Annotated in this window: 22 protein-coding genes and 1 tRNA gene; 11 read left to right on the forward strand and 12 right to left on the reverse strand. The window is 62.5% G+C overall.

The window, feature by feature from the left end; translation table 11 throughout:
• The first annotated feature begins 29 nt into the window (after positions 1-29).
• Positions 30-497: a tRNA (uridine(34)/cytosine(34)/5-carboxymethylaminomethyluridine(34)-2'-O)-methyltransferase TrmL gene (gene trmL, locus AC097P_RS21755; protein ID WP_479612539.1), complete on the forward strand. Its 468-nt coding sequence runs from the start codon at positions 30-32 to the stop codon at positions 495-497.
• Between the two features lie 7 nt (positions 498-504).
• Here the strand turns inward: trmL and AC097P_RS21760 are convergent, their stop codons facing one another.
• Positions 505-960 carry a MaoC family dehydratase gene (locus AC097P_RS21760; protein ID WP_479612540.1) on the reverse strand — a complete coding sequence of 152 codons (456 nt, stop codon included), beginning with the start codon at positions 958-960 and terminating at the stop codon, positions 505-507.
• A 28-nt stretch (positions 961-988) separates the two neighbouring features.
• Positions 989-1,606: a nucleotide-binding protein gene (locus AC097P_RS21765; protein ID WP_479612541.1), complete on the reverse strand. Its 618-nt coding sequence runs from the start codon at positions 1,604-1,606 to the stop codon at positions 989-991.
• A gap of 35 nt (positions 1,607-1,641) precedes the next feature.
• On the opposite strand from AC097P_RS21765, the gene kefC reads away from it, so the two are divergent.
• Positions 1,642-3,456: a glutathione-regulated potassium-efflux system protein KefC gene (gene kefC / locus AC097P_RS21770; protein WP_479612542.1), complete on the forward strand. Its 1,815-nt coding sequence runs from the start codon at positions 1,642-1,644 to the stop codon at positions 3,454-3,456.
• 24 nt (positions 3,457-3,480) lie between these two features.
• Here the strand turns inward: kefC and AC097P_RS21775 are convergent, their stop codons facing one another.
• Entirely contained in the window at positions 3,481-4,050 is a 570-nt protein-coding gene (locus tag AC097P_RS21775) for a hypothetical protein (protein WP_479612543.1), read from the reverse strand.
• On the reverse strand, positions 4,047-4,511 hold the full coding sequence (locus AC097P_RS21780; protein WP_479612544.1) for a hypothetical protein: 465 nt from the start codon (positions 4,509-4,511) through the stop codon (positions 4,047-4,049). Before AC097P_RS21780 ends, AC097P_RS21775 begins: the two co-directional genes overlap by 4 nt.
• Before the next feature lie 179 nt (positions 4,512-4,690).
• On the opposite strand from AC097P_RS21780, the gene AC097P_RS21785 reads away from it, so the two are divergent.
• Both AC097P_RS21785 and AC097P_RS21790 read left to right on the forward strand, forming a co-directional pair.
• Positions 4,691-5,605: a glycosyltransferase family protein gene (locus AC097P_RS21785; protein ID WP_479612545.1), complete on the forward strand. Its 915-nt coding sequence runs from the start codon at positions 4,691-4,693 to the stop codon at positions 5,603-5,605.
• 46 nt (positions 5,606-5,651) lie between these two features.
• Positions 5,652-6,086: a DUF1841 family protein gene (locus AC097P_RS21790; RefSeq protein ID WP_479612546.1), complete on the forward strand. Its 435-nt coding sequence runs from the start codon at positions 5,652-5,654 to the stop codon at positions 6,084-6,086.
• Positions 6,087-6,186: 100 nt separating this feature from the next.
• Here the strand turns inward: AC097P_RS21790 and AC097P_RS21795 are convergent, their stop codons facing one another.
• Positions 6,187-7,491: an NAD(P)/FAD-dependent oxidoreductase gene (locus AC097P_RS21795; RefSeq protein ID WP_479612547.1), complete on the reverse strand. Its 1,305-nt coding sequence runs from the start codon at positions 7,489-7,491 to the stop codon at positions 6,187-6,189.
• Positions 7,492-7,556: 65 nt separating this feature from the next.
• On the reverse strand, positions 7,557-8,222 hold the full coding sequence (locus AC097P_RS21800; protein ID WP_479612548.1) for a c-type cytochrome: 666 nt from the start codon (positions 8,220-8,222) through the stop codon (positions 7,557-7,559).
• Between the two features lie 127 nt (positions 8,223-8,349).
• On the opposite strand from AC097P_RS21800, the gene AC097P_RS21805 reads away from it, so the two are divergent.
• The 5 genes from AC097P_RS21805 to AC097P_RS21825 all read left to right on the forward strand — a co-directional run bounded on the left by AC097P_RS21805 (position 8,350) and on the right by AC097P_RS21825 (position 12,260).
• Positions 8,350-9,204: an AAA family ATPase gene (locus AC097P_RS21805; protein ID WP_479612549.1), complete on the forward strand. Its 855-nt coding sequence runs from the start codon at positions 8,350-8,352 to the stop codon at positions 9,202-9,204.
• Positions 9,205-9,210: 6 nt separating this feature from the next.
• Positions 9,211-9,429 (forward strand): hypothetical protein, encoded by a 219-nt coding sequence (locus AC097P_RS21810; protein ID WP_479612550.1) that lies wholly within the window; start codon positions 9,211-9,213, stop codon positions 9,427-9,429.
• Between the two features lie 12 nt (positions 9,430-9,441).
• A complete protein-coding gene (locus AC097P_RS21815) occupies positions 9,442-10,656 on the forward strand; it encodes a vWA domain-containing protein (protein ID WP_479612551.1) in 1,215 nt (404 codons plus the stop codon).
• 76 nt (positions 10,657-10,732) lie between these two features.
• Positions 10,733-10,807, forward strand: a tRNA-Arg gene (locus AC097P_RS21820).
• Positions 10,808-11,507: 700 nt separating this feature from the next.
• On the forward strand, positions 11,508-12,260 hold the full coding sequence (locus AC097P_RS21825) for a DUF4124 domain-containing protein (protein WP_479612552.1): 753 nt from the start codon (positions 11,508-11,510) through the stop codon (positions 12,258-12,260).
• A 150-nt stretch (positions 12,261-12,410) separates the two neighbouring features.
• Here the strand turns inward: AC097P_RS21825 and AC097P_RS21830 are convergent, their stop codons facing one another.
• Together AC097P_RS21830 and AC097P_RS21835 are read right to left on the reverse strand one after the other, a co-directional pair.
• Positions 12,411-13,214: a DODA-type extradiol aromatic ring-opening family dioxygenase gene (locus AC097P_RS21830; RefSeq protein WP_479612553.1), complete on the reverse strand. Its 804-nt coding sequence runs from the start codon at positions 13,212-13,214 to the stop codon at positions 12,411-12,413.
• A 10-nt stretch (positions 13,215-13,224) separates the two neighbouring features.
• The gene (locus tag AC097P_RS21835) at positions 13,225-17,043 is read right to left on the reverse strand and encodes an ATP-binding protein (protein ID WP_479612554.1); all 3,819 of its coding nucleotides are present in this window, start codon (positions 17,041-17,043) and stop codon (positions 13,225-13,227) included.
• A gap of 335 nt (positions 17,044-17,378) precedes the next feature.
• Between AC097P_RS21835 and AC097P_RS21840 the strand changes: the two genes are divergently transcribed.
• A complete protein-coding gene (locus tag AC097P_RS21840) occupies positions 17,379-21,653 on the forward strand; it encodes a chemotaxis protein CheB (protein ID WP_479612555.1) in 4,275 nt (1,424 codons plus the stop codon).
• Positions 21,654-21,744: 91 nt separating this feature from the next.
• Here AC097P_RS21840 and AC097P_RS21845 read toward each other — a convergent pair whose 3' ends face one another.
• Complete coding sequence (locus tag AC097P_RS21845) at positions 21,745-22,785, reverse strand: DMT family transporter (RefSeq protein WP_479612556.1); 1,041 nt, start codon at positions 22,783-22,785, stop codon at positions 21,745-21,747.
• A 145-nt stretch (positions 22,786-22,930) separates the two neighbouring features.
• Here AC097P_RS21845 and AC097P_RS21850 point away from each other — a divergent pair, with 145 nt between their 5' ends.
• Positions 22,931-23,194 (forward strand): hypothetical protein, encoded by a 264-nt coding sequence (locus AC097P_RS21850; protein ID WP_479612557.1) that lies wholly within the window; start codon positions 22,931-22,933, stop codon positions 23,192-23,194.
• 67 nt (positions 23,195-23,261) lie between these two features.
• On the opposite strand, the gene AC097P_RS21855 is transcribed toward AC097P_RS21850, so the two are convergent.
• The 3 genes from AC097P_RS21855 to AC097P_RS21865 all read right to left on the reverse strand — a co-directional run bounded on the left by AC097P_RS21855 (position 23,262) and on the right by AC097P_RS21865 (position 25,142).
• Positions 23,262-23,684, reverse strand: coding sequence for a hypothetical protein (locus AC097P_RS21855; protein WP_479612558.1), 423 nt, complete (start codon positions 23,682-23,684; stop codon positions 23,262-23,264).
• Positions 23,685-23,749: 65 nt separating this feature from the next.
• Positions 23,750-24,415: a transmembrane anchor protein gene (locus AC097P_RS21860; protein ID WP_479612559.1), complete on the reverse strand. Its 666-nt coding sequence runs from the start codon at positions 24,413-24,415 to the stop codon at positions 23,750-23,752.
• A 25-nt stretch (positions 24,416-24,440) separates the two neighbouring features.
• A complete protein-coding gene (locus tag AC097P_RS21865; RefSeq protein WP_479612560.1) occupies positions 24,441-25,142 on the reverse strand; it encodes a HupE/UreJ family protein in 702 nt (233 codons plus the stop codon).
• Positions 25,143-25,265 lie beyond the last annotated feature (123 nt).

Genomic DNA, 25,265 nt, shown 5'->3' on the forward strand with positions numbered 1-25,265 from the left:
ATTTGATTCAAAGCGACAATAGAACCCTTATGTTCCATATCGTCCTCGTCGAACCCGAAATCCCGCCCAACACGGGCAACGTCATCCGCCTTGCGGCCAACACCGGCTGCACGCTCCATCTGATTGAGCCGCTGGGTTTCTCGATGGACGACAAGCACATGCGCCGCGCCGGGCTGGATTACCACGAGTACGCGACGCTCAAGGTGCACGGCAGCTGGCAGGCGTTTTTGGATGCCGAGCAGCCCGCAAAGGACCGGCTGTTCGCACTGACCACCAAGGGCACGGGCCAGGTATTTGGCACCGCCTTCCAAGCGGGCGACTGGCTGGTCTTTGGCGCTGAGACGCGGGGCCTGTCGGAAGCCGTGCGCGCCCACTTCGCGCCGCCGCAATGCCTGAAGCTGCCCATGGTGGTGGGCCAGCGCAGCCTCAACCTGTCGAACGCCGTTGCGGTGACGGTGTTCGAGGCCTGGCGGCAAAACGGATTCGAGGCTACTTAAAACCGCGCTAGGGGTAATGCCGCGCGATCGACTCGGCCACGCAGACCGGCTTGTTTGCGCCTTCGCGCTCGGTCGTGACCTCCCAGGTCATATGCATGCCGCCGTTGTCAATCGGGTCGCAGGCCAGCAGCTTCATGCGGGCGCGCAGCCGGCTGCCTACGGGCACCGGTGATACAAAACGCACCTTGTTGAGCCCGTAGTTGACGCCCATGCGCGTCTGGGCGATGTGCAGCGACGACTCAAAAAAGCGCGGCAGCAGCGACAGCGTCAAAAAGCCATGCGCAATCGGCGCACCAAACGGGCCGGCCTTGGCGCGCTCCACATCCACGTGGATCCACTGGTGGTCGCCGGTGGCCTCGGCAAACAGGTTGACCTGTTCCTGGGTGATGGTGATCCAGTCGCTGACGACGACTTCTTGCCCGATCAGGGCGGGCATTTCTGCCAGGGTTTGGATGGTTTTCATGGGCCCACTGTAGGGCCAGCCACAGTCTCTAGCTGTCAAGCCAGCGACAAAGCTGTTGCCACTGCTCCAGGTCCTTGGCCACGCGGCCGGGGGCCACATCAAACAGCGTCAGGCCACGGGCTGCCAGGTGGATGTAGTTCTGCGTGTCGCGCAAATAGCCCAGCACCGGCGCGCCAATCTGGGCCACGAACTCTTGCAGGTGGTCGGCAGAAATCGTGCGCCCATCTACCCGCATGCCGACCAGCGCAATCTGCGTCTTGCTGGCGTGCTTGCTCTGGACGAGCTCATCCAGAAAGGCGCGGGTGGCGAAAATGTCGAAGATGCTGGGCTGCAGCGGCACGACGATGCGGCCGGCCATTTTGACGACATCGTTCAGACGCTTGCCGTGCAGGCCGGCGGGCGTGTCCAGCACCACGTGGGTCGTACCCTTGGGGGGTTTGGCGATGGCGTCGGCGTCGATTTCCCAGCTGGTGATGGGCCGGGCGGCCGGCGGGCGCAGGCCCAGCCAGAGTTTGGATGACAGCTGGCGGTCCACATCCCCCAACATCACCGCATGCCCGCGCGATGCGTAGTAGCCGGCAATATTGGTGGACAGCGTGGACTTGCCGACGCCGCCTTTGGGATTGGCAACAACTACGATGGGCATGCTTTTTCCTCTCCAAGTAATGCTATGTTAGCGCCATGGAACCACATCTACCCTCTTGGCTGATCAACAGCTTCATCTATCTCAGCGCCGCCGTCATCGTCGTGCCCCTCAGCCGGGCCCTGGGCCTGGGCTCCATCATCGGCTACCTGGCAGCCGGCATTGCCATTGGTCCCTGGGGCCTGGGTTTCGTCACCAATGTCCAAGACATTTTGCATTTTGCCGAGTTCGGCGTCGTGCTGATGCTGTTCCTGGTCGGGCTGGAGCTGGAGCCCAAACGCCTGTGGAGCATGCGCCGGCCCATTTTTGGCTGGGGCAGCGCCCAGGTGGCGGGCTGCGCGGCCGCGCTGTTTGCCGTGGCCTATGCCGTGGGCGTCTCCTGGCCCGTGGCGCTGGTGGGTGCACTGGGGCTTGCGCTGTCCAGCACGGCGATTGCGTTGCAGGTCATGGGTGAGCGCAATCTGCTGCCCACCAGCAGCGGCCAGGCCGGGTTTTCGATCTTGCTGTTCCAGGACGTAGCCGCCATTCCCATCTTGGCCCTGCTGCCGCTTCTGGGCGGATCTTTTGAGGCCAATCAGGCTGTAGCCCCCGTGGAGCGCGCGCAAGAAGCTATCAAAATCATAGCGGTGATTGCGGGCATCATTGTTGGCGGACGGCTCGCACTGCGTCCGCTGTTGCGCTGGATCGCGCGCAGCAAGACGCCCGAGATCTTTACCGCCGCCTCGCTGTTGCTGGTAGTGGGCATCGCCGCGCTGATGCAGATCGTCGGCCTGTCCATGGCGCTGGGCGCATTTCTAGCCGGCGTGCTGCTGGCCGAGAGCGAATACCGGCGCGAGTTGGAGACCAATATCGAGCCGTTCAAGGGCCTGCTGCTGGGCTTGTTCTTTATCGCTGTGGGCATGGGCGTAGACCTGGGCGTGTTGCGCGAGGCCCCTTTGAAAATGGCCGCCGTGGTGCTGGGCTTTCTGGCCATCAAGGGCGTGGTCATCTTCACGATTGCCCGCCTGATGAAGCTGCCGTTCCAGGAGCGGCCGGTGTTCACGCTGCTGCTGGCGCAGGGTGGCGAGTTTGCCTTTGTGGTGTTCCAGGCGGCGGCCAGTGCTGATGTGCTGCCGACGCAAACTGCGTCGTTGCTGGTGGGCGCGGTGGCCGTGTCGATGCTGGTCAGCCCGCTGCTGCTGGTCGCCATCGACAAGCTGCTGCTGCCGCGTTATGCCCACTGCGGCGTGCCCCAGCTGGAAGAGATTTCGGAACAGCAGGACGCGCCCATCCTGATTGCCGGCTTCGGCCGCTACGGGCAAATCGTGTCGCGCGTGCTGCTGGCCCAAGGCCACCCCTGCACGGTGCTGGACCACGATGCCGAGATGATCGAGGCGGCCCGCAGCTTTGGCTACCGTGTGTTTTACGGCGATGCCACGCGCCTGGACCTGCTGCGTACTGCCGGCGCGGGATACGCCAAAATTTTGGTCGTTGCCGTGGACGATGTGCAGCAGTCGCTGAAGATTGTTGACCTGGCACGCGAACACTTTCCGCAGTTGCAAATTGTGGCCCGCGCCCGCGACGTAACGCATTGGAACCAGCTGCGCGACCGCGAGGTAATGCTGGTGCAGCGTGAGTTGTTTGAATCCAGCCTGCTCAGCGCGCGCAGTGTGCTGGAGTTACTGGGCCAAGACACCGCAGCCGCTCAAAGCACGGTACAGCGCTTTCGCCAGCACAACCTGGAATTGTTTGAACAGCTACACCCCCACTACAAAGACCGTGCCAAACTGATCTCGGTCGTCAAGCAAGGGCGCTTGCAGCTGGAGGAGCAAATGGCCAAGGAACGCAGCGAGCAGCAGGCCGGCCGGGCCTGATCCCCTTTACCGCTATAACCCCCTTTACTGCGGGGGTGGGGGTGGGGGTGGCGGGTAGTAGGGCTGCGGCGGCGGGTAATACGGCTGCGGTTGCGCCGGCTGCGCGATGATGACCGGCGCCGGTTGCTGCACATACACAACGCGATTTGCCGGGCGCGCATAGTTGTGTTGAGCCGGCTGGTTGTTTTTGGTCACCATGCATTGCTGGTAGGCGATGTCATAGCGCTGCTGGGCACTTTGGCCCTCTTGCGCACTGTTGCCGGCACCAATAGCCGAACCCATCACCAGGCCGGTAGCGGCGCCCGCTGCAGTATTGTTGTAGCGGCGACTGCTCATAGCAGAGCCCACCGCCGCGCCCAGTATCGTGCCCACGACAGCGGCCCCCACGGCCCGCTCATTGGTGGTGTCTGGTCCTATCGACTGTTGGGCGTAACTACGACAATACTGGTCCTCTTGCGCAAACAGGTCCAAAGGCTTGCCCGGCGTCGGCATGACTGCCACGCGCGGGCCCTGTGGCGCTACGGCACAACCAGCCAAACTAGCAATGCATAGAACGGACGCGACCAAGCGGAAACGTGAAGGAAAGGTTTTCATTGGGGAGCTCCGGGCGGTGTTGCCGGTACGGTTTTCCAACCGCTAGGGCAAACAGATACATAGGGATAGTAAGCCCGCGCCGCATCGCAGTAGTACCACAATTGCGGGTTGGGCTGCGCCGCAACGGGTGGCTGGCTTGGCACCACTTGCACCGGGGCGGGCGCAGGAACCTGCACATAAACGGGCTCTTGCTCAACGACAACGACCGGCGGGCGGTATACATCCGGGTAGGGGTAAACAGGTTGCGCGTACGGATACCAGGCTCCGCCACTCACCCACCACCAGCCACTGCGGCCACTATGCCAGCCATGGTGCCAGTCTCCCGAACGCCAGCGGTACGCATCTCGATCGTACGCCCGGAAGTCGCCGCGCCATCCCAGGCTGATGTGCTGCGCAGACGCTGCCACAGGCATGGCAGCTACCACAGCAGTCGCCAAAGCCCAACCAATCAACGATTTCATATAAACACCTCTGAATCGGTCGCCAAAATACAGATTTACGAGCCGCAGGAACCCTCTTAACGCTCTGACCACACAAATGGACTACGGTTCCGCAAATTGAGTGGTGGTTCCCGCAATCTTTACCCGCACTTCACAGACCAGAAACAGTTTTTGCAATGTGGACTTTGATACTGCCCTGCATGCAAATCAAATACTGCCCGATTGCCGGCGGCAACTTCGGTGATGCCCTCAATACCATGGTGTGGGACCGATTATTCCCCGACCTGACCCACCGCAAAGAGGGCATTCTGGTCTACGGCATCGGCACCTTGCTGGACGGGCGCCACGACCGATCTCTGAAGAAAATTGTGCTGGGCTCAGGCTTGGGCGAAGCCAGTGCTGCACTGCCTGACCCCAACTGGGATTTCCGATGGGTCCGTGGCCCGCTGTCGGCGCATGAGTTTGGCCTGTCCAGTGAACTGGCGCTGGGCGACCCGGCCGTGTTGTGGCCCGAGCTGCAGGCGGGCTGCGGCGGCAATCCCAACGGCCCGGTCGGCCTGATCCCGCACTACCGCACCTGGGACAGTTTTGACTGGGTGCAGGTGGCCGCCCACGCCGGTATGGTCGCCATCAACCCGCGCCTGTCACCCGGCGAAGTCATTGCCCAAACCCGCGCCTGCTCGCGCATCATGGCCGAGTCTCTGCATGGCGCCATCTGTGCCGACGCCATGGCCATACCGTGGGCCCCCTGCATACTGGCCCACCGCTTCAACGAGTTCAAGTGGAAAGACTGGCTGGCCACCATCAACCGCCCGTTTGCGCCGATGGTTGCTGACCGCCCGCTGGTGCGCAGCATTGGCAAGCCTAAAGCCCTGGCCAACCGGCTGGCCCGCTGGGCACACTACAAGGCCCATACGCGGCGGCCGTCCCTGCGAGCAGTAGCCGGCGCCACGCCGTGGGATGCGCTGTGTGTGTCCGAGGCCCTGGCGCGCTATGCCCGCAACGACGCCCACTTTGCCTGCAGCCGCCCTGCCGACGTAGAGCGACAACGCCAGCGCATGCTGGCCGCCTGCAACACCTTTGCAGAGGACTACGGTCTGCTCTTCACGCCCTGATCGCAGCCTGATGCGGAGGTTTTGGAGGGCATGGTAACCTTCTGCAATGTTCAGTCCGTCCCAAGCCGATGTCCGCAAGTTTTTTTGCTCCGTCTATGCCAAAGCCCTCGCGGGTGCTCCGTTAGAAGCTATTGAAACCATAGCAAGCCAGTGGATGGATGAGCACCCGGAATACGCTGCCGACTTTGCCGATGTAGACGCCGCACTGGCCAGCATGGGCGAGGTGCAAGAGGGCCGCACCAACCCGTTTCTGCATTTGTCGATGCACCTGTCCATCACCGAGCAGTGCAGCATCGACCAGCCCCGCGGCATCCGTCAGGCGGTGGAATTGTTGACCCATAAACGCGACTCTTTGCACCAAGCCCACCACGAGGCCATGGAGTGCTTGGGCCAGATGCTGTGGGAGAGCCAGCAGGCTGGCCGCCCGCCGCAGGGCGATGCTTACATCGCCTGCGTGCAGCGCCAGGCAACAAGGGACTAGGAGCCAGGGCAGCGGAGCGTTCTGCTCCGTGTCCCCCGCCCTTCGGGCTCCTCCTTTACCTGCGCAGAACGCCCCGCTGCCCTGGCTCCTAGCCGCCGCTCTAGTGCAGCTTGATACGCGGGTTCTTCGCCCAGTCGATCGTCTCGGCCCAGGTCGTCAACCACGTATGGAACAGGCCATTCACGGCGATCTGGTGGTGCTTGTGCAGCCACCAGTACATCCACTTCGCGATGTAGCCTTCGATGAACACCGAACCGCTGGCAATGGCGCCCATCAGACTGCCTATAGTGCTGTAGTCGCCCAGCGAAACCAGTGAGCCGTAGTCTTTGTACGTGAACTCGGGCAAGGATTTTCCTTGCAGCAGCCGGACCAGAGACTTGGCCATCATCGACGCCTGCTGGTGCGCCGATTGCGCGCGCGGCGGCACCAAAGGCTTGCCCTCGCCCTGCGAACAGGCGGCACAGTCCCCCATCGCGAAGATGGCCGGGTCGCGCGTGGTCTGCAGCGTGCGCTGCACCATCAGCTGGTTGCTGCGGTTGGTTTCCAGTCCGTCGATATCCTTCAAAAAATCTGCAGCCTTGATGCCCGCCGCCCACACCACGATGCTGCTGGGGATGAAGGTGCCGCTGGCCATCTTGACGCCTTCTGTCGATATCTCCACCACTTTCTCATTCGTGTGGATTTCAATGTCCAGCTTGCGCAACTCCAGCGCCACGGCGGTCGACAAACGCTCCGGCAGCGCCTGAAGGAGGCGAGGCGAGGCGTCCACGATGACGATCTTCAAATCCTTCTCGGGGTTGAAATTGCGCAGCCCGTACGACGACAAAATCTTGGTCGTCATGTGCAGTTCGGCCGACAATTCCACGCCCGTGGCCCCGCCGCCGATGATGGTCACCGTAAAGCGCCCCTCGCCCGCCGCCTTGCCCTGGGCCTGTGCGCGCAGGCAGGAGTTGATCAGCCGCCGGTGGAAGCGTTCGGCCGCCACCGGTGTGTCCAACATCACGCAGTGTTCACGCGCGCCAGGCGTGCCGAAGTCGTTGGTCTGGCTGCCCAGCGCAATCACCAACTGGTCATAGGCAATAGTCTGGCGGGGTAGCACCTCCACACCCTCTTCATCGACCGAAGCCGCCAGCGTGACGTGCTTCTGCGCACGCGACAGGCCGTCCATGCGGCCCAGGCGGAACTCGAAGTGGTGTTTGCGGGCCAGCGCAAAATACTCCAGCTCATCGGCATGGCTGTCCAGCGTGCCGGCGGCCACCTGGTGTAAGAGCGGCTTCCACACGTGGGTGCTGGCCGCGTCGATCAGCGTGATGCGCGCTTTTTGGGGCTTGCCCAGCTTCTTGCCCAGACGCACGGCCAATTCCAGCCCCCCGGCGCCCCCGCCCACGATCACAATGTTTTGCATAAGAGAAAATTTTTGCGAAAAAAAAGCCGCTAACGTCGTTAGCGGCTTTTAGTATTTTCAGGTTGTTATTTGAACTTGGCTTGCGGAACGGTTTTCAACTCGCCAGGCAAGCTGCCAATGTAGTTGGCCAGCTCTTTGAGTTCCGCATTACTAAACTGTTTCACCATACCGCCCATGATCGCGTTGCCGCGGCCGATCTGGGGATTGTTCTCGGTTTTGTAGGCCTTCAGGGCAACGTACAGGTAATCGCTGTGCTGTCCGGCGATCTTGGGGTAGGACGGGTCCAGCGGCTTGCTGAAATTGTCGCCGTGGCAGGACACGCATCCACCTTTGGTCACCAGCTCCATGGCCTTAGCGGAACCGCCATCCGCCTTGCCGGGTGCCGGTGCACCGGCAACCACGCCGCTGGCTTCGTAGTAGGCTGACAAGTCGGCAATGTCCTGGTCGGTCAGAGAATCTGCAATACCGCGCATCGTGGGGTGCTTGCGCTCGCCCTTTTTATAGGCATTCAAGGCGGAAGCAATGTATTTACCGCCCTGGCCCGAGATCTTGGGCACCTTGTGGATTTCAGGAAAGCTGGCCTGGTAGCCAATGATGCCGTGGCAGCCAATGCACATTGCATTTTTTGTCTCACCTTGCTTGGCATCTCCCTTGATCTCCTGCGCGAACGCAGAAAAAGTGGTCGCGGAAGCGACAATGGCGGCTAAAACGGGCAGCAACAGTTTGTTCATTTTGCAAGGACAATCAGACAATGTTTGATGTAAATCTAAAACTGATTATATCGACCAGCGTCTCACGCCTTGCGCAGCCCCCGCGCGGCATGCCCCCCTTTCACCGTCGCCCAGCGCGCTTTACACCATGAAATTCCACGGAACCAAGAATTACGTCGCCACCCAGGACCTGATGCTGTCGGTTAATGCGGCCATCACGCTGCAGCGCCCACTGCTCGTCAAGGGCGAGCCTGGCACCGGTAAAACCATGCTGGCCGAGGAAGTGGCCCAGGCGCTGGACATGCCGCTGCTCCAATGGCACATCAAATCCACCACCAAGGCCCAGCAGGGCCTGTACGAATACGACGCTGTGAGTCGTCTGCGCGACTCACAGCTGTCTGACATCGACGGTGGCGAGCGCGTCAAGAACATCCACAACTACATCATCAAGGGCGTGCTGTGGCAGGCCTTTACGGCCGACAAGCCGGTTGCGCTGCTGATCGACGAAATCGACAAAGCCGACATCGAATTCCCCAACGACCTGCTGCGCGAAATCGACCGCATGGAGTTTTATTGCTACGAGACCCGCGAGCTGATCAAGGCCAAGCACCGCCCGCTGGTGTTCATCACCTCCAACAACGAGAAAGAGCTGCCCGACGCCTTCTTGCGCCGCTGCTTCTTCCACTACATCAAGTTCCCTGATGCAGCCACCATGCAAAGCATTGTGGACGTGCACTTCCCCGGCATCAAGAAAGAGCTGCTCAATGCGGCGATGAAGACGTTTTATGACGTGCGCAACCTGCCCGGCCTGAAGAAAAAGCCCTCCACCAGCGAACTGCTGGACTGGCTCAAGCTGCTGCTGGCCGAAGACATCCCAGCCGAAGCCCTGCAAAGCAAAGACGACAAGATGGCCGTGCCCCCGTTGGTTGGCGCGCTGCTGAAGAACGAACAGGACACCACCTTGTTCGAAAAATTGATGTTCATGCAACGCAACAACCGCTAACCCGCCATGAAGAACAACCTGTGGCTGGAAGGCCTATCCGACGCCATCGGCTTTGTGGGCGGCGCACTGCTGGGCTTTTGGATCGGGCAATTATTGGGCTGGGACATCTTTGCCAAAGGCTACAGCAATACCAGCATGGGTGGCATCTTGCTGTCCGGCATAGGGGGTGGCTTGGGTTTGCAGCTGGCGCGTGGCTGGCGCGCGCGGCAAAAGAACAAGGACTAAAGGAGCCGCACCATGCTGCTTGATTTTTTCTACACCCTGCGCTCGGCCAAGCTGCCGGTATCGGTCAAGGAATACCTGACGCTGATCGAAGCGCTGCAAAAAGGCGTGGTCGGTCCCAACACATCGCAGCCCGAAGATGACAGCGAGCCCAGCGGCTACAAGATAGACGACTTTTATTACCTGAGCCGCACCACGCTGGTGAAGGACGAAAAGCACTACGACAAGTTCGACCGTGCCTTTGGCGCCTACTTCAAGGGCATTGAGATGGTGGCCGACTTCACCAAAGAAGTGCCGCTGGAGTGGCTGCGCAAGAATCTTGAACTGAACCTCAGCCCCGAAGAGCTGGCCAAGATCCAGAAGCTGGGCTGGGACGAGCTGATGGAGACGCTGAAAAAGCGCTTTGAAGAGCAAAAGGAACGCCACGAAGGCGGCAGCAAGTGGATAGGCACCGGTGGTACATCCCCCTTTGGCGCCTACGGCCAGAACCCCCAAGGCATTCGCATAGGCCAGGACAAAGGCCGCAACAAGAGCGCCGTCAAGGTGTGGGACCAGCGCAGCTACAAAGACTACGACGACACCCAGGAGCTGGGCACGCGCAACATTAAGGTGGCATTACGCCGCCTGCGCAAGTTTGCCCGCGAAGGCCATGAGGACGAGTTGGACTTGGAGACCACCATCAGTAAGACCGCAGCCAACGCCGGCTACCTGGACATTAAGATGCGCCCCGAGCGCCACAACAATGTCAAGGTGCTGCTGCTGATGGACGTGGGCGGCACGATGGACGAGCACATTGCCCGCGTGGAAGAGCTTTTCAGCGCCACTAAGACCGAGTTCAAGCACCTGGAGTTCTATTACTTCCACAACTGCGTGTACGACTTCATGTGGAAGAACAACCGCCGCCGCTTTGCCGAGAAGTTCGACACCTGGGACATCATCCGCAAGTACAACAAAGACTACAAGTTAATCTTTGTTGGCGACGCCACGATGAGCCCCTACGAGATCTTGCAACCCGGCGGCAGCGTGGAATACAACAACCCTGAAGCTGGCGCCGAGTGGCTGCAGCGCCTGCTCCATGCCTTCCCCAAGTTCGCGTGGATCAACCCCGAACCCCAGGGCGTGTGGCAGTACCGCCAGAGCATCAGCGTCATCCAGCAGATCATGCACAACCGCATGTACCCGCTGACCATCAAGGGGCTGGAAGAGGCGATGCGGCACTTGACAAAATAATGTGTTTGCGGGGCAGACCTTCAGCTCTGTCCCCAACTGACTGGGGCTGCTGCGGCACCCTTACAATGCCGCCAGTCTCGCTGTAGTTCAATGGATAGAACGAGTGCCTCCTAAGTGCTAGATACAGGTTCGATTCCTGTCAGCGGGACCATCCCGTCAATTTCACGCCTTTCCTCCCGATTTCCGAGCTTCCCAGCTCCTCAGGCACAGCAATATTTGTGTTGCCGCTTTCAGAAACACCCACTGTGGCGTCGACAGAATTTGTAGTTTAGAGTTCGATGGCAGCGAACGGGTGTTCGTTGCTGTCTTAAACGGACAGGTGTATTGATCAATTGGGAGGAAATAATGAGTTTTTTTGCACGTTTGGCCCTAGTCGGCGCGGCTGCGCTGTCTCAATCTGCCTGGGCTGACACGGGCCCATATTTCGTAAGCTACCCTGGATATTGCAACGTGAAGCGCGTGTACATAGACGCATCGACCAATGTTTACGGCACAGAAATAGGATGCTCATCCTCGCTTGGGGCCCCATTGATCGGGGCTTTCGGGGCGGATGGGACCGTAATCGTGTCTGTTATTACAAATGGTCTTCCCTGCATAAACACCTATTACCCCAGTGGCGCACTGCTCGGGGGATGCTCCAACGGGAGCTCCATTTCCTACTCACCCAGAGGAAACTACAACGTGCGTCAAGACGCTAATGGCGGTGGGGTCCGGAAAGAATTCAATGTCAGCACTGAGATGCCAGACTTGGAAAAGACAAAAAACCTTCCCCCGCGCCCTGAGTGATTGCCGGGCCCACACGCCGCGACCACATGCAAGCGCAAGACTTCGGACCCGAAGGAGGTAGACCTATGCACTTCTCTCTGCTTATCGCCACCTTAGTTGCCGCCGTTGTCTGCGCTCCCGCCCAAGCCCAAACCATCAAATGCACCGCCGCCGACGGCAAGGTCACCTACAGCAATGTCGCGTGCCCGGACAGCACGCAGTCCGTCAAGCCCGTGGACACCACGGGTAATACGGTGGATGGCTCGGCGCTGCGGGAGCAGGCCCAGAAGGACAAGGCCGCCGCCTCGCACGTAGAGACCACACAACGCGAGCAAGCGGCGGCTGAGGCGGGTAGCCGCCAGCGGGCGCAAGCCCAGGCTGCTGCGGCTGCAAAGCAGGAGGCCCAAAAGGCCCAGAGCGACGAGGCCGCCTACTCCAACTGCATGCGCGATGTGGAACGCCAATCCGTCACGGAAGACGCGCGGGCCGAACTGTTTGCAGCGTGCCGCACGGCCGGAGCGAGCCAGCGCCAAACCGGGGTGACCAATGCGGCTCTGCGCGAGTGCGTGCGCAATGTGGAGCGCACGGCAGCCTCACCCAGGGACAAGGCGCGGCAGGTAGCGGTTTGCCACGGGGCAGACGTGAAGCCGGAGCCACCGGTGGTGGTGCTGCGGCCCTCGGTGCGGACTATGGGGCCGCCGCGTATCAGCACGTGCAGCGGCAACCAGTGCACGGACGAAACGGGCCAGCGCTATTTCAAGCAACAGGGTAATTCGCTGCTCCGGGGGGACGGCAAGTTCTGCCAGCTGGCGGTAGGCAATACAGTGCGCTGCCCATAAATGCTCTAATTTCCATAGCGGCTTACGCTATTCCTGCGGGGGCTGCAGCCCTATTCACCCACAATAATCGTGTGCGGCTAGCGCAGACACGCACCGCATTGCGCAACCGCCCAGTGCCCCAACGCGTATGAATGCTCAGCGTGTGCATGCTCAGCCAAACTGGTAAGAGGCCATGGCCACGCTCATCACATGGTCCACGAAAACGCGGTGGCCTACATCGCTGCCCGCCGCACCGGCCACCACCATCAACGGCAGCAGGTGGTCCTCCTGCGGGTGTGCAAGGCGGGCCTGCGGCTCCCGCTCCCAATTGGCCAGCATCGCGTTGCGCTGGGTCGCGTCCGGCTGGCTGATGGCCGTGTGCAGGTAGGCCTCAAATGCCTCCGACACGGGGGTAGACTCACTGCGGCCAAAGCCGCGCATGTTGTGGTACGTGAGCCCGCTGCCCATGATCAGCACACCTTCGTCGCGCAGGCTGCTGATGGCTGCCCCAACGCGGATATGGTCCAGAGCCGAATAGTCGCTGCGCAGCGACAGCAACACCACCGGCACATCGGCATCGGGGTACATCAGGCTCATCGGCACAAAGGTGCCGTGGTCGAACCCGCGCTTTGCATCGCCTGCGCTGTCGAAACCCGCCTGGCCCAGCAGCGTCTGCACGCGGCTGGCCAAGGCGGGCATGCCCGGCGCCGGGTATTGCAGCCGGTAGGTGTGCTCCGGAAAGCCGGAGTAGTCGTAGTCCATAGGCGGGTGCTCGGATGTCGACACCGAGAACTGTGCTGCCTCCCAGTGGCCGGTGATTACCAGCACGGCCATAGGTTTGGCAGGCAGGCGCGATGGCAGCGCCGCAAATTCACGGGCGGTCTTGGCAAACATCTGCTGCATGCCGTCCACCCAGGGCCACGGCCCTCCGCCGTGGGACACAAACAAGACCGGCATGCGCGTGGAAGGGTTCATGGGCGCCATCTTATTTCAGCAGCTCATCCACCGTCCCCGCACCGGCAATGGTGCGTGTCAGCCGGTCCAGATCCACGGGCTTGACCAGATACGCGTCGAACCCGCATTGCCTGGCAAGCGCCATGTCCTTGCGTTGCCCGTAGCCGGACAGCGCCACGATGCGCATGCGGTGGCCGCCACCGGTATCCGCTTCGTGCTGGCGCAGCCGCCCGGCCAGCTCGTAGCCGGTCATCACTGGCAGCCCGATGTCAAGCACGGCCACGTCCACCACCGCGCCGGACGCCATGATGCCCAAGGCCGTGGGTCCGTCCAGCGCCAGCAGCACCTGGTGGCCCATCAGCCGCAACAGCTCGGCCAGCGACTGTGCAGCGTCGGCGTTGTCATCCACCAGCAGTATCCGTACGGCGGCCGCTTTTGCCGGTGCGGCGGCGGTCTGGGGCTGCAGTACCGGTTCCTGCGCTGGCGCACACAAAGGCAGGCGCAGCGTGAATTCGCTGCCCAGGCCTGCGCCCTTGCTGGTCACAGAGATACTGCCGCCGTGCAGCCGCGCCAGGTTGCGCGCAATGGCAAGGCCCAGGCCCAGGCCGCCCTGGGGCCGGTGCAGCTCCTGGCGCCCTTGCACAAAGGACTCGAACACGCGGTCGATCTCATGGGCAGCGAGGCCAATGCCGCTGTCCCGCACAGCGAGCACGGCATCGCCGTCCTCGGTCCAGGCGCGCAGTTTGATGCTGCCCCCGCGGCCAGTGAACTTGGCGGCATTGTTGAGCAGGTTGGACACCACCTGGCACAGCCGTGTGGCATCGCCCAGCACCAGCAATCCGCTGGGCGGAACCTCGACGCGCAGGTATTGCTGCTTGGCTTCGATCAAGGGCTGGCTCGTCTCCAGGGCCTTGCCAACGATGGTGAACAGTTCTACCTCAGACTTGAACAGCTCCAGGTTGCCGCGCGCGATACGCGATACGTCCAGCAGATCGTCCACCAAGCGGCCCATGTGCTTGGCCTGGCGCTCGATGATCGCGCGCTCGCGCTGGGCTACGTCGGGTGCATTGAGCTTCATCAAATGCAGGGCGGTGGTGATGGGTGCCAGCGGGTTGCGCAGCTCGTGACCCAATATGGCAATGAACTCGTCCTTGCTGCGGTTGGCGGCCTCGGCCGCATTGCGCGCAGTGGACAACTCGGTCACGTCTACCGTCACCACTGCAATGCCGGCGTCGCTGTGGTCGTCCGCCGGCAGCGGCTGGTACACAAACTCAAAATAGTGCTGGTCCATTTCTGCGGACTCTGGATTGAGCAACCACACCGGCACCGCATGGCCCAGGTGGGCCTCACCGCTGGTGTAGACCATGTCCAGCAACTCGTAGATGCCCTGGCCATCCAGCTCCGGCAATGCCTCCCGTATCGGCATGCCCACCACCTCGCGGCCACCGATAAAGCGTGAATAGATGGCATTGGCAAACTCAAACACATGCTCTGTGCCGCGCAACACCGCCACACCCACCGGCGCATTGCGGAACACATCGGCCAGGCGCTTGTTGTGCAGCTCTGCAGAGCGGTGCATGCGCGAGCGCATCAGCTGCACCTCGATACGGGCCAACAACTCAGGCGTGGAAAACGGCTTGACCAGGTAATCGTCGGCACCGTCCTGCAGCCCGGCAACGCGGGCCTCATCCCCCGCCTGCGCCGACAGCACGATGACCGGCAGGCGTTGGGTACGCGGGTCGGCACGCAGCTGCTGGATCAGCCCGCGCCCGTCCAGGTGCGGCATCATCATGTCGGTCAAGACCAGGTCAGGCTGTGTGTCCGCAATAGACGCCAGCGCCTCACGGCCGTTGGCGGCGGTGCTGATGCGCCAGTGCGGTAGCAGCAGCCGCTGGATGTAGCCCCGCATGTCGGCGTTATCGTCCACCACCAGGACGTGCGCACGCTGACCGTCTGCCGCGGCCACCGGCGCCCGCTCGGCCTTGCGGAAGCTGGAGTTGCCGGCGCGCAGGGTGTCGTCAATGAAGGCTGCGCCGTCTACCGCAACGGCATCCAGGGCCGGGCGCTCGTCCACACGGTCGGGTGGCAGGTGGGCGCGGCCCAGCGGGATGCACACCGTGATCGTCGTACCCTGCCCCACCGCACTGGTGGCAGACACACTGCCACCGTGCAGCTTCACCAGCTCTTTGACCAGCGCCAGGCCAATGCCCGTGCCTTCTTGGGTGCGCGAGCGTTGGCCGGACACGCGCTCGAAGCGGTCAAATATCTTGGGCAAGGCGTCAGCGGCAATGCCCACGCCGGTGTCACGCACCCGCAGCTCGGCAGTGCGGCCCACGCTGCGCAATATCACGTCCACCCCCCCGTCAAACGTGAACTTGAAGGCGTTGGACAGCAGGTTCAGCACCACCTTTTCCCACATGTCGCGGTCTACATACACAGTGTCGGTCAGCGGCTGCACGTCTACCTTGAGGTACAGGCCGGCCCGCTCCACGGCCGAACGGAACACTGCGGCCAGGTCTGCGGTAAAGGTTTTCAGGTCGGTGGGGCGGAAATGCGTCTCCACCCGGCCGGCTTCTATGCGCGAGAAGTCCAGCAAAGAATTGACCAGCTTGCGCAGCCGCGCACCATTGCGCTGGGCCAGCGCCAGCTCGCCCCGCACATCGGGCGCCAACTCGGTGCGCGCCAGCAGGTTGTCTATCGGGCCTAGCAGCAGCGTGAGCGGAGTGCGCAGCTCGTGGCTGACGTTGCTGAAAAACACATTCTTGGCGCGGTCCAGCTCGGCCAGTACCTGGGCGCGCTTTTCGGCGTCCAGCCGGGCCTGCACATCCGACAGTTGCGATGCAAACTGATCAGCCACCAGCGCCATGAAGTCGCGGTAGCTGGCGTCCAGCGGCAAGCGCGTGCTAGCGCCCAGCACCAGGTGTCCAAAGGGCTCGGCCCGGCGTGCGCCGCGCAGCGGTAGCACCAGCGCCTGGAGCAGCGGGTCGCCCCACGGGCCCTGCACCACCACACCCGGCCAGAATGCCTCCAGCGTCTGCTGCTGGCCCGCTATCGGGCGGCCCGGCGTCGTGGCAAACAAAGCCTCCGGCAGGGCAACACCCAGCACAGGTGGCAACGCACCGGCGGCCGGCACCCGCGTCTGCGCAACCAGCCGGGCCGCACCGCTGCCCTCTTCCATCAGGTACATCGCGGCAAAGGGTATGTCCAGCGGGGCTGCGGCCACGCCTTCCATCATCAGCTGCCCGGCCCGCGCCACAGTGCTGGCCGCGGCCATGGACACGGCAGCCAGATTGCGCAGCATCTGCAGCCTGCGCTCGGCCAGCACGCGCTCGGTCACCTCCACGACCACGCACAGCATGCCGGCTATGCGGTTGGCATCGTCGTACACCGGGCTATAAGAAAAGGTGTGGAAGCTTTCCTCGTCAAAACCCTTGCGGCGCAGGAACAGCTGCAGCGCTTCGTCCCACGTGGCCTCCCCGGTGCTCAGCACATGGTCGATGCGCGGACCGATGTCGCCCCAGATTTCTTCCCACACGCGGTCGGCGCGGGCGCCCAGTACCCAATGGCGCTTGAGGCCCACCGTGGGCAGGTAGGCATCGTTGCAAAAAAATGTACCGTCCCTTCCCCACATCATCCACATCGCAAAGCGGGAATCCAGCATGACGCGCACAACGGTCTTGAGGCTTTGCGGCCAGCCTTGTGGCGCGCCCAGCGGCGTGGTGGACCAATCGTAGGCCCGCATGCGGGAGCCCATCTCGCCGCCGCCGTTCAGAAATTCGGTTGCCGAGCCGATGGCCGGTGGGGTTTCGGCCTCTTCGCGCGCAATGGCACTGCCTGTGACGATGCTCATGGTCCTACTCTGTGTGGTGAATGTCGCAAGGCAGTTTAAGCCAGCCGCATGGTTTCCCCGTGGTCCATAAGATTGCTACGAAATCCATAGCTGCTTACGCTATCCCCACGAGGGCTAGAGCCCCATTTGGCTTAACATCGTGCCTTGGGCCTGGTGTGCATGCATCTGCGCTGTCGGGTGAGTTTCCGTGGCGCTAATATGCAATGTCTGTGTGGTGGCCAACAAAGCGTTGGCAATCTGCGGGCCAATAATCGACCACCGCGTGGGCGGGAGCCGCAGCCACGCATAATTCGCTACCGGGTAGGGCAAAACACCATCGGCAAAGAAAGAAAACTATGCAAGACGATGACACAGCGCCCGACCAGGCGGAGGAAGACAACGCGCCGCTGGATGACAACGTCTTGACCAGTGGGTATACACAAGAGTACGTCGTGGGCCTGGGTGGCTCTGCCGGCGGCATCCAGGCGCTGCAGACCTTCTTTGCCCATGTTCCGGCAGACAGCCAATTGGCCTATGTGGTGGTGCTGCACCTGTCGCCCGAGCACGAAAGCCGGCTGGCAGAGCTGCTGCAGCGCTCCACGACGCTGCCGGTGATACAGATCGATGGTACGACACGCGTCAAGCCCGGCACCGTCTATGTGATACCTCCCGGCAAGCTGCTGCACATAGCCGACGGCCACCTGCGCGTGACCGACCTGCCCCCGCGGCGGCCGCGCCATGTTACGGTGGACATGTTTTTCCGCACACTGGCCGACAACTACGGCCCGCACGCGATAGCGGTGGTGCTGTCGGGCTCAGACGGTGACGGCGCCGTCGGCATCAAGCGCATCAAGGAGCGCGGGGGGCTCACCATTGCCCAGGAGCCGCAAGAGTGCGAGTTTCCCAGCATGCCGCGCACTGCCATCAACACCGGCATGGTGGACTGGGTGCTGCCAGCTTCCGACATGGCAAAACGCATGGAGCAATACTGTCAGGCTGAAGCCCGTTTGCGCCTTCCCTCTGAAGAAGGGCCACAGCCGGCCCTGCCCGCCCCGGCCGCAGATGCGGGTGTGGACGAGCATGCGCTGCGCGAGGTGCTGGCCTTCATGCGCACGCGCACCGGGCGCGACTTCAGCTACTACAAGCGGGCCACGATACTGCGGCGCATCGCACGGCGCATGCAGGTCAACGCCACCGACACACTGCAGCAGTACCTGGAGGCACTTCGGCAGCGCCCGGGCGAAGCAGGCGCATTGCTGCAAGACCTGCTGATCAGCGTGACCAATTTTTTCCGCGATGCCCACAGCTTTGATGCACTGACGCTGCGGCTGCCCACGATCTTCCACGGCAAAGGGCCCGACGACACTGTGCGCATATGGGTGGTGGCCTGCGCCACTGGCGAAGAGGCCTACTCGATGGGCATGCTGCTGAGCGAATATGCACGCACGCTGGACGCGCCTCCGTTGTTGCAGATATTTGCGACCGATCTGGACACCGAGGCGATCCAGGTGGCCCGCGAAGGCCTGTACCCGATGGCCATTTCCGCGGACGTCAGCGAAGAAAGGCTCCGCCGCTATTTCGTCAAAGAGCACAACGGCTACCGGGTGCGCCGCGAATTGCGTGAGATGGTGCTGTTTGCCGCGCATGACGTGATGCGGGATGCGCCGTTCTCGCGGCTGGACCTGGTGAGCTGCCGCAACCTGCTGATCTACCTGACGCGTGTGGCGCAGCAACGTGCCATTGAAACCTTCCATTTCGCGCTGCTGCCCAACGCGCTGATGTTTTTGGGCACGTCGGAGTCGGTAGACGACGCCAGCACGCTGTTCACGACGCTGGACAAAAAGCACCGCATCTACGCCCAAAGCCCCGGCCAACGCGGCGTACTGCCACAGCGGGACCCCGGACCCGGAACGCTGGCGCGCGCGCGGGCGCAGGACCTTGAGCAAGCCCAGGAGGCACAAGCCCGCGCGCGCGACGGCGGGGTGCCGGCCGGAGGATCCGTCGACGCGGGGCAGGCACAGCACCCGCTGCGGGGCCGCCGCCAGGTGGACCCCACCGGGTCCTGGTCCGAGCTGCACCTGAAACTGCTGGAGCAACTGAGCCCGCCGTCGGTGCTGGTGGACAGCGAATACGACATCGTGCACGTGTCGCAGAGCGCCGGGCGGTTCCTGCAATACGGCGCCGGTGAGCACAGCAGCAACCTGCTGCGTGTGGTGCACCTGGCGCTGCGCATAGAGCTGCGGGGTGCCTTGTACCAGTGTGCGCAGAGCGGCGCCAGCGTGACGGTGCCGGCAATCATGCTGGAGGTGAATGGCCGCGAGGAGGTCGTCACCCTGAACGTGACACCGGGCCAGGACCTTCCGGGCAATTTCTATGTAGTGGTGTTTGGCACCAGCCCGGTAGAAAATACGACCGGTCCCACCGCGGCGCCACGCCCGATGCCGGACGCCGCATCGCACCAGCTGGAGCGCGAGCTGGAGCGGCTGCAGAACCACCTGCGCGACAACGTCGAGCAGCACGAGGCCTCCACCGAAGAGCTGAAGGCCAGCAACGAAGAATTGCAGGCCATGAACGAGGAGCTGCGCTCAGCCACCGAAGAGCTGGAAACCGGGCGCGAAGAGTTGCAATCCATCAACGAGGAATTGATCACCGTCAACCAGGAACTCAAGAACAAGGTCGACGAGCTGGGCCACGCCAACAGTGACATGCACAACCTGATGGACGCCACCGCGATTGCCACCATCTTCCTGGACCGTGAGCTGTGCATCACGCGCTACACACCGTCGGCTGTGGGGTTGTTCAACCTGATCCCGTCAGACCTGGGGCGACCGCTGTCAGACCTGTCCAGCCAGCTGGAGTACACCGACCTTAACGACGATGCACGCCGCGTGCTCGAGCGCCTGGTCCCCATTGAACGCGAGGTGTCACAGGGCCACAGCGCCTGGTACCTGTCGCGGGTGCTGCCCTACCGCACCTTGGACGACCGCATCGCCGGGGTGGTGGTGTCCTTTGTCAACATCACGGCGCGCAAGCTGGCTGAGCAGGCCCTGCAATACAGCGAAGAGCGCATGCGCCTGCTGCTGGACAGCGCCCGTGAATATGCCATCATTACCACCAACGCTGCGATGGAGGTGACGGGCTGGAACCCCGGCGCCGAACGCCTGCTGGGCTACAGCGAAGCCGACATGCTGGGCCAGGGCGCAGATGTGGTTTTCACTCCCGAAGACCGCGAGGCGGGTGTGCCGGCGTGGGAGGCAAAGACCGCGCACACGGAAGGGCGTGCCGCCGACGACCGCTTCCATTTGCGCAAGGACGGCAGCCGATTCTGGGCCAGCGGTGTGCTGATGCGCATGCTCGATAGCAGCGGCGCATTGGCCGGCTACGTCAAAATCTTGCGCGACCAGACCGCTGCGCGGGACAGCCGGCTGGCGCAAGAGCGCGTCCAACAGGAACTGGCCGAAGCGCTGGCGCAAACCGAAAGTGCGCGCGAACAGTTGGAAAAGGCCGACGCGGCGAAAGACCGCTTCATTGCCGTGCTGTCGCACGAGCTGCGCAACCCGCTGGCGTCCATTGCCAGTGCGGCGGAGATGATGGCCTCGCCCGCATTGGAGAGCGGACGGCGCGACGAAGCAGTCAAGATTCTGCGCCGCCAGGCACTGAACATGAAACTGCTGATGGACGACCTGATGGACAGCTCGCGCCTGACGCTGGGCCGGTTCATGCTGCATGTAGAGCCGACTCCCCTGGCCCAGGTGCTGCAAAACGCGGTGGACGCCACGCAGCCGCTATTTGACGCAGCCAACCACACGCTGGCGTGGAGCCTTCCAGACGGACAAGTCACCGTCAACGCCGATGCGCTGCGCCTGACCCAGGTGGTGGTCAATCTGCTGAGCAACGCAGCCAAATACACGCCACCCAAAGGGACCATCCGCCTGACCTGTGAGGTCGGCTCGCGCGAGGTAATCATCGGCGTGGCCGACAACGGCAAGGGGATGGCAGAGGAAGACATTGAACGCATGTTCGACATGTTCACCCAGGGCACCAATGCCGGGGATGCCAGAGGCGGGCTGGGTATTGGCCTGGCGTTGGCACGCAGCATCGTCAACATGCATGGCGGACGCATCACTGCCAGCAGCAGGGGCGTCGGGCAGGGCAGCGAGTTCCGCGTGACGCTGCCGCTGGTCGACGCACCGCCGGCAGAGCCACCAGCCCAATCCGGGGAGCGGCGCCAGCACGTGCCGCGCCCGGCCGGCCAGACCATCGTATTGGCGGACGACAACCTGGACGGCGCCTGGACGCTGGCCGAGCTGATCGGCGCTGCCGGACACACTGTGCATGTGGCCTACGACGGCGAGCAGGCCTTTCAACTGATTGAGCAACACCGCCCGTCCGTAGCCGTGCTGGACATCGGCATGCCCATCCTGAACGGCTACGAGGTCGCCAAGCGCGTGCGCGCGCAACCTTGGGGCAACGAGGTCATGATGATCGCCGCCACGGGCTGGGGGCAAGACAGCGACCAGCAGATGGCAGCCCAGGCTGGTTTCTTCGCCCACATGACCAAGCCGGTGGACCTGACGCACCTGCACCGCCTGATCGACAACGTGGGCGTGGGCAAAGCCCAGCGCAGATGAGCAAGACGCCGCACGAAACCGCTACGTAATTCATAGCGGCTTACGCACGCCCCACGAGGGCTACAGCCCGATTGGGCTTAAGAAACTGGCATCAATGCCCGTGCCGGTGGTGGATATCGGGGAAGTGCGCGTGGCTGTGCCGGGTGGGCGCATGGGTGTGAACGTGCACGTGTTCCCCGGTGCCACTCCACTCAAAATCATGGGTGTGCTGGTGGTGCGCATCGTGCGAATGCGGGTGCTCGTGCTGCAGGGGCTCGTGCTCGTGTTCGTGGGCGTGGGTCTCGGTCAGGTGGAGCCAGACGCCAACCCCCATCAGCAGTGCCGCCATCCAGAACTGCGGCCCGGCCGATTCGCCCAACACCAGCAACGACACCAGCGCACCGATGAACGGTGCTGTCGAAAAGTAGGCCCCGGTGCGCGCAGTGCCCAAGCCCCGCAAGGCCAGCACAAACATCACCAGACTGAAGCCATAGCCCAGCAAGCCCACGGTCATGGTTTGCAGCGTGGTGACTGCGGTGGGCAAGTGCGCGCCCAGCACCACCGCCAGCAGGGTATTGGCAACACCGGCCACGATGCCCTTGCTGCCCGCGATGAACAGCGCATCCGATGCCGACACCTTGCGCGTCAAGTTGTTGTCAACGGCCCAGCACAGGCAAGCCACCGACACCCACACCGGGCCCATCCAGTCCGATGAACGGCTGCTATGGCTGGGCCACGACAGCACAACCCCACCGGCCACGATGAATGCCATGCCCAGCACGATGCGCTTGTCGGCGTTTTCTTTAAAGACCAGCCAGGCAATGGCGGCGGTCAGCACCGCCTCCAGGTTCAGCAGCAAGGATGCGCTGGAGCCGCTGGTCGTCATCAGGCCATACATCAGTGCGACCGGGCCAGCGACACCACCAAAGAAGATGGCCCCCAACAGCCACGGCCATTCCGCCCGCGCGAGCCCCGACGCTTGCCACCCGCGGTCACGCACCAAGCGGATGATCGTCAAGCCCAGGCCACTACCCAAGTACAACAACCCCGCCAGCAGCACCGGTGGCATATTGCCAACGAGCAGCTTGGCAAAGGGCGTGCTGGCGCCAAAGCAGGCGGCGGCCAGCAGCGCGAAGAGGATGTTGCGGTTCATGCGTTGATTGTCGGGCAATCACGGCGCGGGGGCTTGCGGGCTTGGCTCAGGCGTGCAGCAGTTAGCCGTGCCCATAGGCTTCACGGCTGGTGGCTGGCCTTAATAGGAGCGCTCGCGGAGGTGATGTCGCAGACCCTGGCGGGGAGTGGCGTACCAGCCATTTTTGCGCCGCTGCTGGTCACCACCTGCACCGGTCGTCAACATCGCGCTGGGCGCGTCACTGCCTACCATGATTCTGACGGAGCCGGGCATCGACCCCCTGGCCTTCTTCGTCGGCGAGCCCCTTTTCACAGCCTTGTCATCGTCTCAAATGGTGATGATGCTCATCACATCGATCCTCGCCATGCGCAGTGTGCACGATGGCGAGACCAACGACATCGAAGGCATGACGCACTCGTGCTCCTCATGACCTTCCGAATGCTGGCTTTCGCTAGGCGTTCAAGGTGCCCATCGGCGGTCGCAGGCCGCTGTGCAGCTCACTGCATCGTGAACCGGACTGTGGCAGTTTTGCCGGCCCCGGTCGCCACGGCCACAGTCACTTTTGCGCCTGAGCTCAGCTTCAGCCCCTTGGCTTCCAGTTTGTTCTCGCCAACCGGCTTGAGATCGGCCTGGGAATTTTGTTTGCCGTTGCGCACCGTCAGCTTGCCCGTCATTCCCTGCGTTTCGACGGGCTTACCGCTGTTCTCTACATAGACTGCGATGCTGTCGTTTTGCCCGACCAGTTCGAATGACAGGTCACCGGCCGTCTGCACCATACCGCCGTTCTTGGTAGTAAGGGCGCCCTGCTTGGACGCAGGGTTGCCGAATTCGGCGTGGTCCCCATGATCGTTGTGCGCTTGCACTTGGGCCACACACAACGCGGCTGCGCTCAGCAGGGCGGCTGTCAAAAACTTGTTCATGGTTTGCTTCTCCGTCAGTTGCGGCGCTGGAGATGGCGGCGCCGCGGTCGCCTGACTGTGACGGGTCATTTGCCCGGCCGAAACAGCCTCGTCTGGAATCCGCTCACGCTGACCTGAACGGTAACCGGCTCTTTGCTCTTGTTACGCCAGTACCAGCCATGCTGACCCGCAAACTTGGCAGTAAAGGTCCCACTACCCTGGCGCTGCGCGCCTTCGACCCAGTAGCTGGTGTATTCGTCCTTTGCGCCCGGTGCTTCACCATGCATGTCCACGGCCACATTCGCGCTGGCGCTCCAGTGGAAGACGATGCCCGCACCGGCTTCTAACTCAGCCTTGACTTCGGCGCCTTTGCCTGGGGCCAGCGTCACCGACATCGTGTCCGTGCTCACTGCGCCGGAGCTGTGCACCACGGCATGCGCGTCGAAACTCTGCCCTGGTTGCTTGCCAAACACGGCTGCGGCCTCGGCTGCCATCGCAGCAGTACCTGCAGCTGCCGGCGCTGCAGGTGTGACACTCGCTCCATCAGGCGCAGCAGAGTCAGTGGCTGCGGGCGCGGGACGGGCCAGCGCGAGTAAGCCCAGCTTGTTACCCGCACCAGTCGGGTCTAAGCCGTACTCAGCCGGCAACACTACGGTCACCAGAAGGAGCGTGGCGACCGCAGCAGCGACCGCCGTAGCCTGCAGCAAGCGGGCCGTGGATGGGAGCGGATTGGGTGTGTGTGTGTTGCTCATCTTTGAAGGTAATTGGAACTCTGGCTCATGCAATGAAGTAGCCGGTCAGCTGGTAGCCGATCAGCACGAAACCGGCAGTCATCAGCAAGGCGTTGGCGGCAAACGATTGGCGGGCAAAGGCCGCGCTGCGGCGCCAGAAACCCATAGCTACCAAAATGGCACTGAGCGCCAGCAACTGCCCCAGCTCGACCCCGACGTTGAAGGCAATGATGTTGGGTACCAAGCCGTCGTGCGAGAGCTTTAAGTCCTGCAGCTTTGCTGCCAGACCGAAGCCGTGGAAAAAGCCAAACACCAGTACCGCGAACTTGGTGTTCGGTTGCACCCCGAACCAACGCTGATAGGCGCCCAGATTGTCCAGCGCCTTGTATAGCACCGACAGGCCGATGATGGCGTCGACCAGATACGCATTTACGTGCAGGCCACCCAGCACGCCGAGCAGCAGCGTGGCGCTGTGGCCAACAGCGAACAGCGTGACGTAGATACCAACCTCGCGCAGCCTGTACAGGAAGAACACCACACCAAACAGAAACAGCAAGTGGTCGTAGCCGGTAACCATGTGTTTGGCGCCAAGATAGATGAACAGGATCAGTTGGCGCCCGACGTTTTGCTGCAGAAAAGCCTGGTCGGAGCCGGTGACGCCATGGGCCAGAGCCACGCAGCCAAACAAGGCAAGAGCCAAGGCAAGAAGCCCGTGCCGTAAGGCGGGCTGAAATTTGAAGCTGGACATGAGAGAAGTGAACGAAGTATAGGAAGAACAAGCTCAGGGGAGATTCAGGCGCCCGATTCCACGTGCAGGCTACCTACCAGGTCCTTAAATAAACAAATTTTTCTTGACTCTAGCTTATCCTGG

It is taken from the genome of Rhodoferax sp. ZS1R8, from assembly GCF_056521325.1.

Coding starts and splice junctions, on each gene's coding strand:
- trmL (WP_479612539.1), top strand. CDS start 30: ATGTTCCATATCGTCCTCGTCGAACCCGAAATCCCGCCCAACACGGGC.
- AC097P_RS21760 (WP_479612540.1), bottom strand. CDS start 960: ATGAAAACCATCCAAACCCTGGCAGAAATGCCCGCCCTGATCGGGCAA.
- AC097P_RS21765 (WP_479612541.1), bottom strand. CDS start 1,606: ATGCCCATCGTAGTTGTTGCCAATCCCAAAGGCGGCGTCGGCAAGTCC.
- kefC (WP_479612542.1), top strand. CDS start 1,642: ATGGAACCACATCTACCCTCTTGGCTGATCAACAGCTTCATCTATCTC.
- AC097P_RS21775 (WP_479612543.1), bottom strand. CDS start 4,050: ATGAAAACCTTTCCTTCACGTTTCCGCTTGGTCGCGTCCGTTCTATGC.
- AC097P_RS21780 (WP_479612544.1), bottom strand. CDS start 4,511: ATGAAATCGTTGATTGGTTGGGCTTTGGCGACTGCTGTGGTAGCTGCC.
- AC097P_RS21785 (WP_479612545.1), top strand. CDS start 4,691: ATGCAAATCAAATACTGCCCGATTGCCGGCGGCAACTTCGGTGATGCC.
- AC097P_RS21790 (WP_479612546.1), top strand. CDS start 5,652: ATGTTCAGTCCGTCCCAAGCCGATGTCCGCAAGTTTTTTTGCTCCGTC.
- AC097P_RS21795 (WP_479612547.1), bottom strand. CDS start 7,491: ATGCAAAACATTGTGATCGTGGGCGGGGGCGCCGGGGGGCTGGAATTG.
- AC097P_RS21800 (WP_479612548.1), bottom strand. CDS start 8,222: ATGAACAAACTGTTGCTGCCCGTTTTAGCCGCCATTGTCGCTTCCGCG.
- AC097P_RS21805 (WP_479612549.1), top strand. CDS start 8,350: ATGAAATTCCACGGAACCAAGAATTACGTCGCCACCCAGGACCTGATG.
- AC097P_RS21810 (WP_479612550.1), top strand. CDS start 9,211: ATGAAGAACAACCTGTGGCTGGAAGGCCTATCCGACGCCATCGGCTTT.
- AC097P_RS21815 (WP_479612551.1), top strand. CDS start 9,442: ATGCTGCTTGATTTTTTCTACACCCTGCGCTCGGCCAAGCTGCCGGTA.
- AC097P_RS21825 (WP_479612552.1), top strand. CDS start 11,508: ATGCACTTCTCTCTGCTTATCGCCACCTTAGTTGCCGCCGTTGTCTGC.
- AC097P_RS21830 (WP_479612553.1), bottom strand. CDS start 13,214: ATGAACCCTTCCACGCGCATGCCGGTCTTGTTTGTGTCCCACGGCGGA.
- AC097P_RS21835 (WP_479612554.1), bottom strand. CDS start 17,043: ATGAGCATCGTCACAGGCAGTGCCATTGCGCGCGAAGAGGCCGAAACC.
- AC097P_RS21840 (WP_479612555.1), top strand. CDS start 17,379: ATGCAAGACGATGACACAGCGCCCGACCAGGCGGAGGAAGACAACGCG.
- AC097P_RS21845 (WP_479612556.1), bottom strand. CDS start 22,785: ATGAACCGCAACATCCTCTTCGCGCTGCTGGCCGCCGCCTGCTTTGGC.
- AC097P_RS21855 (WP_479612558.1), bottom strand. CDS start 23,684: ATGAACAAGTTTTTGACAGCCGCCCTGCTGAGCGCAGCCGCGTTGTGT.
- AC097P_RS21860 (WP_479612559.1), bottom strand. CDS start 24,415: ATGAGCAACACACACACACCCAATCCGCTCCCATCCACGGCCCGCTTG.
- AC097P_RS21865 (WP_479612560.1), bottom strand. CDS start 25,142: ATGTCCAGCTTCAAATTTCAGCCCGCCTTACGGCACGGGCTTCTTGCC.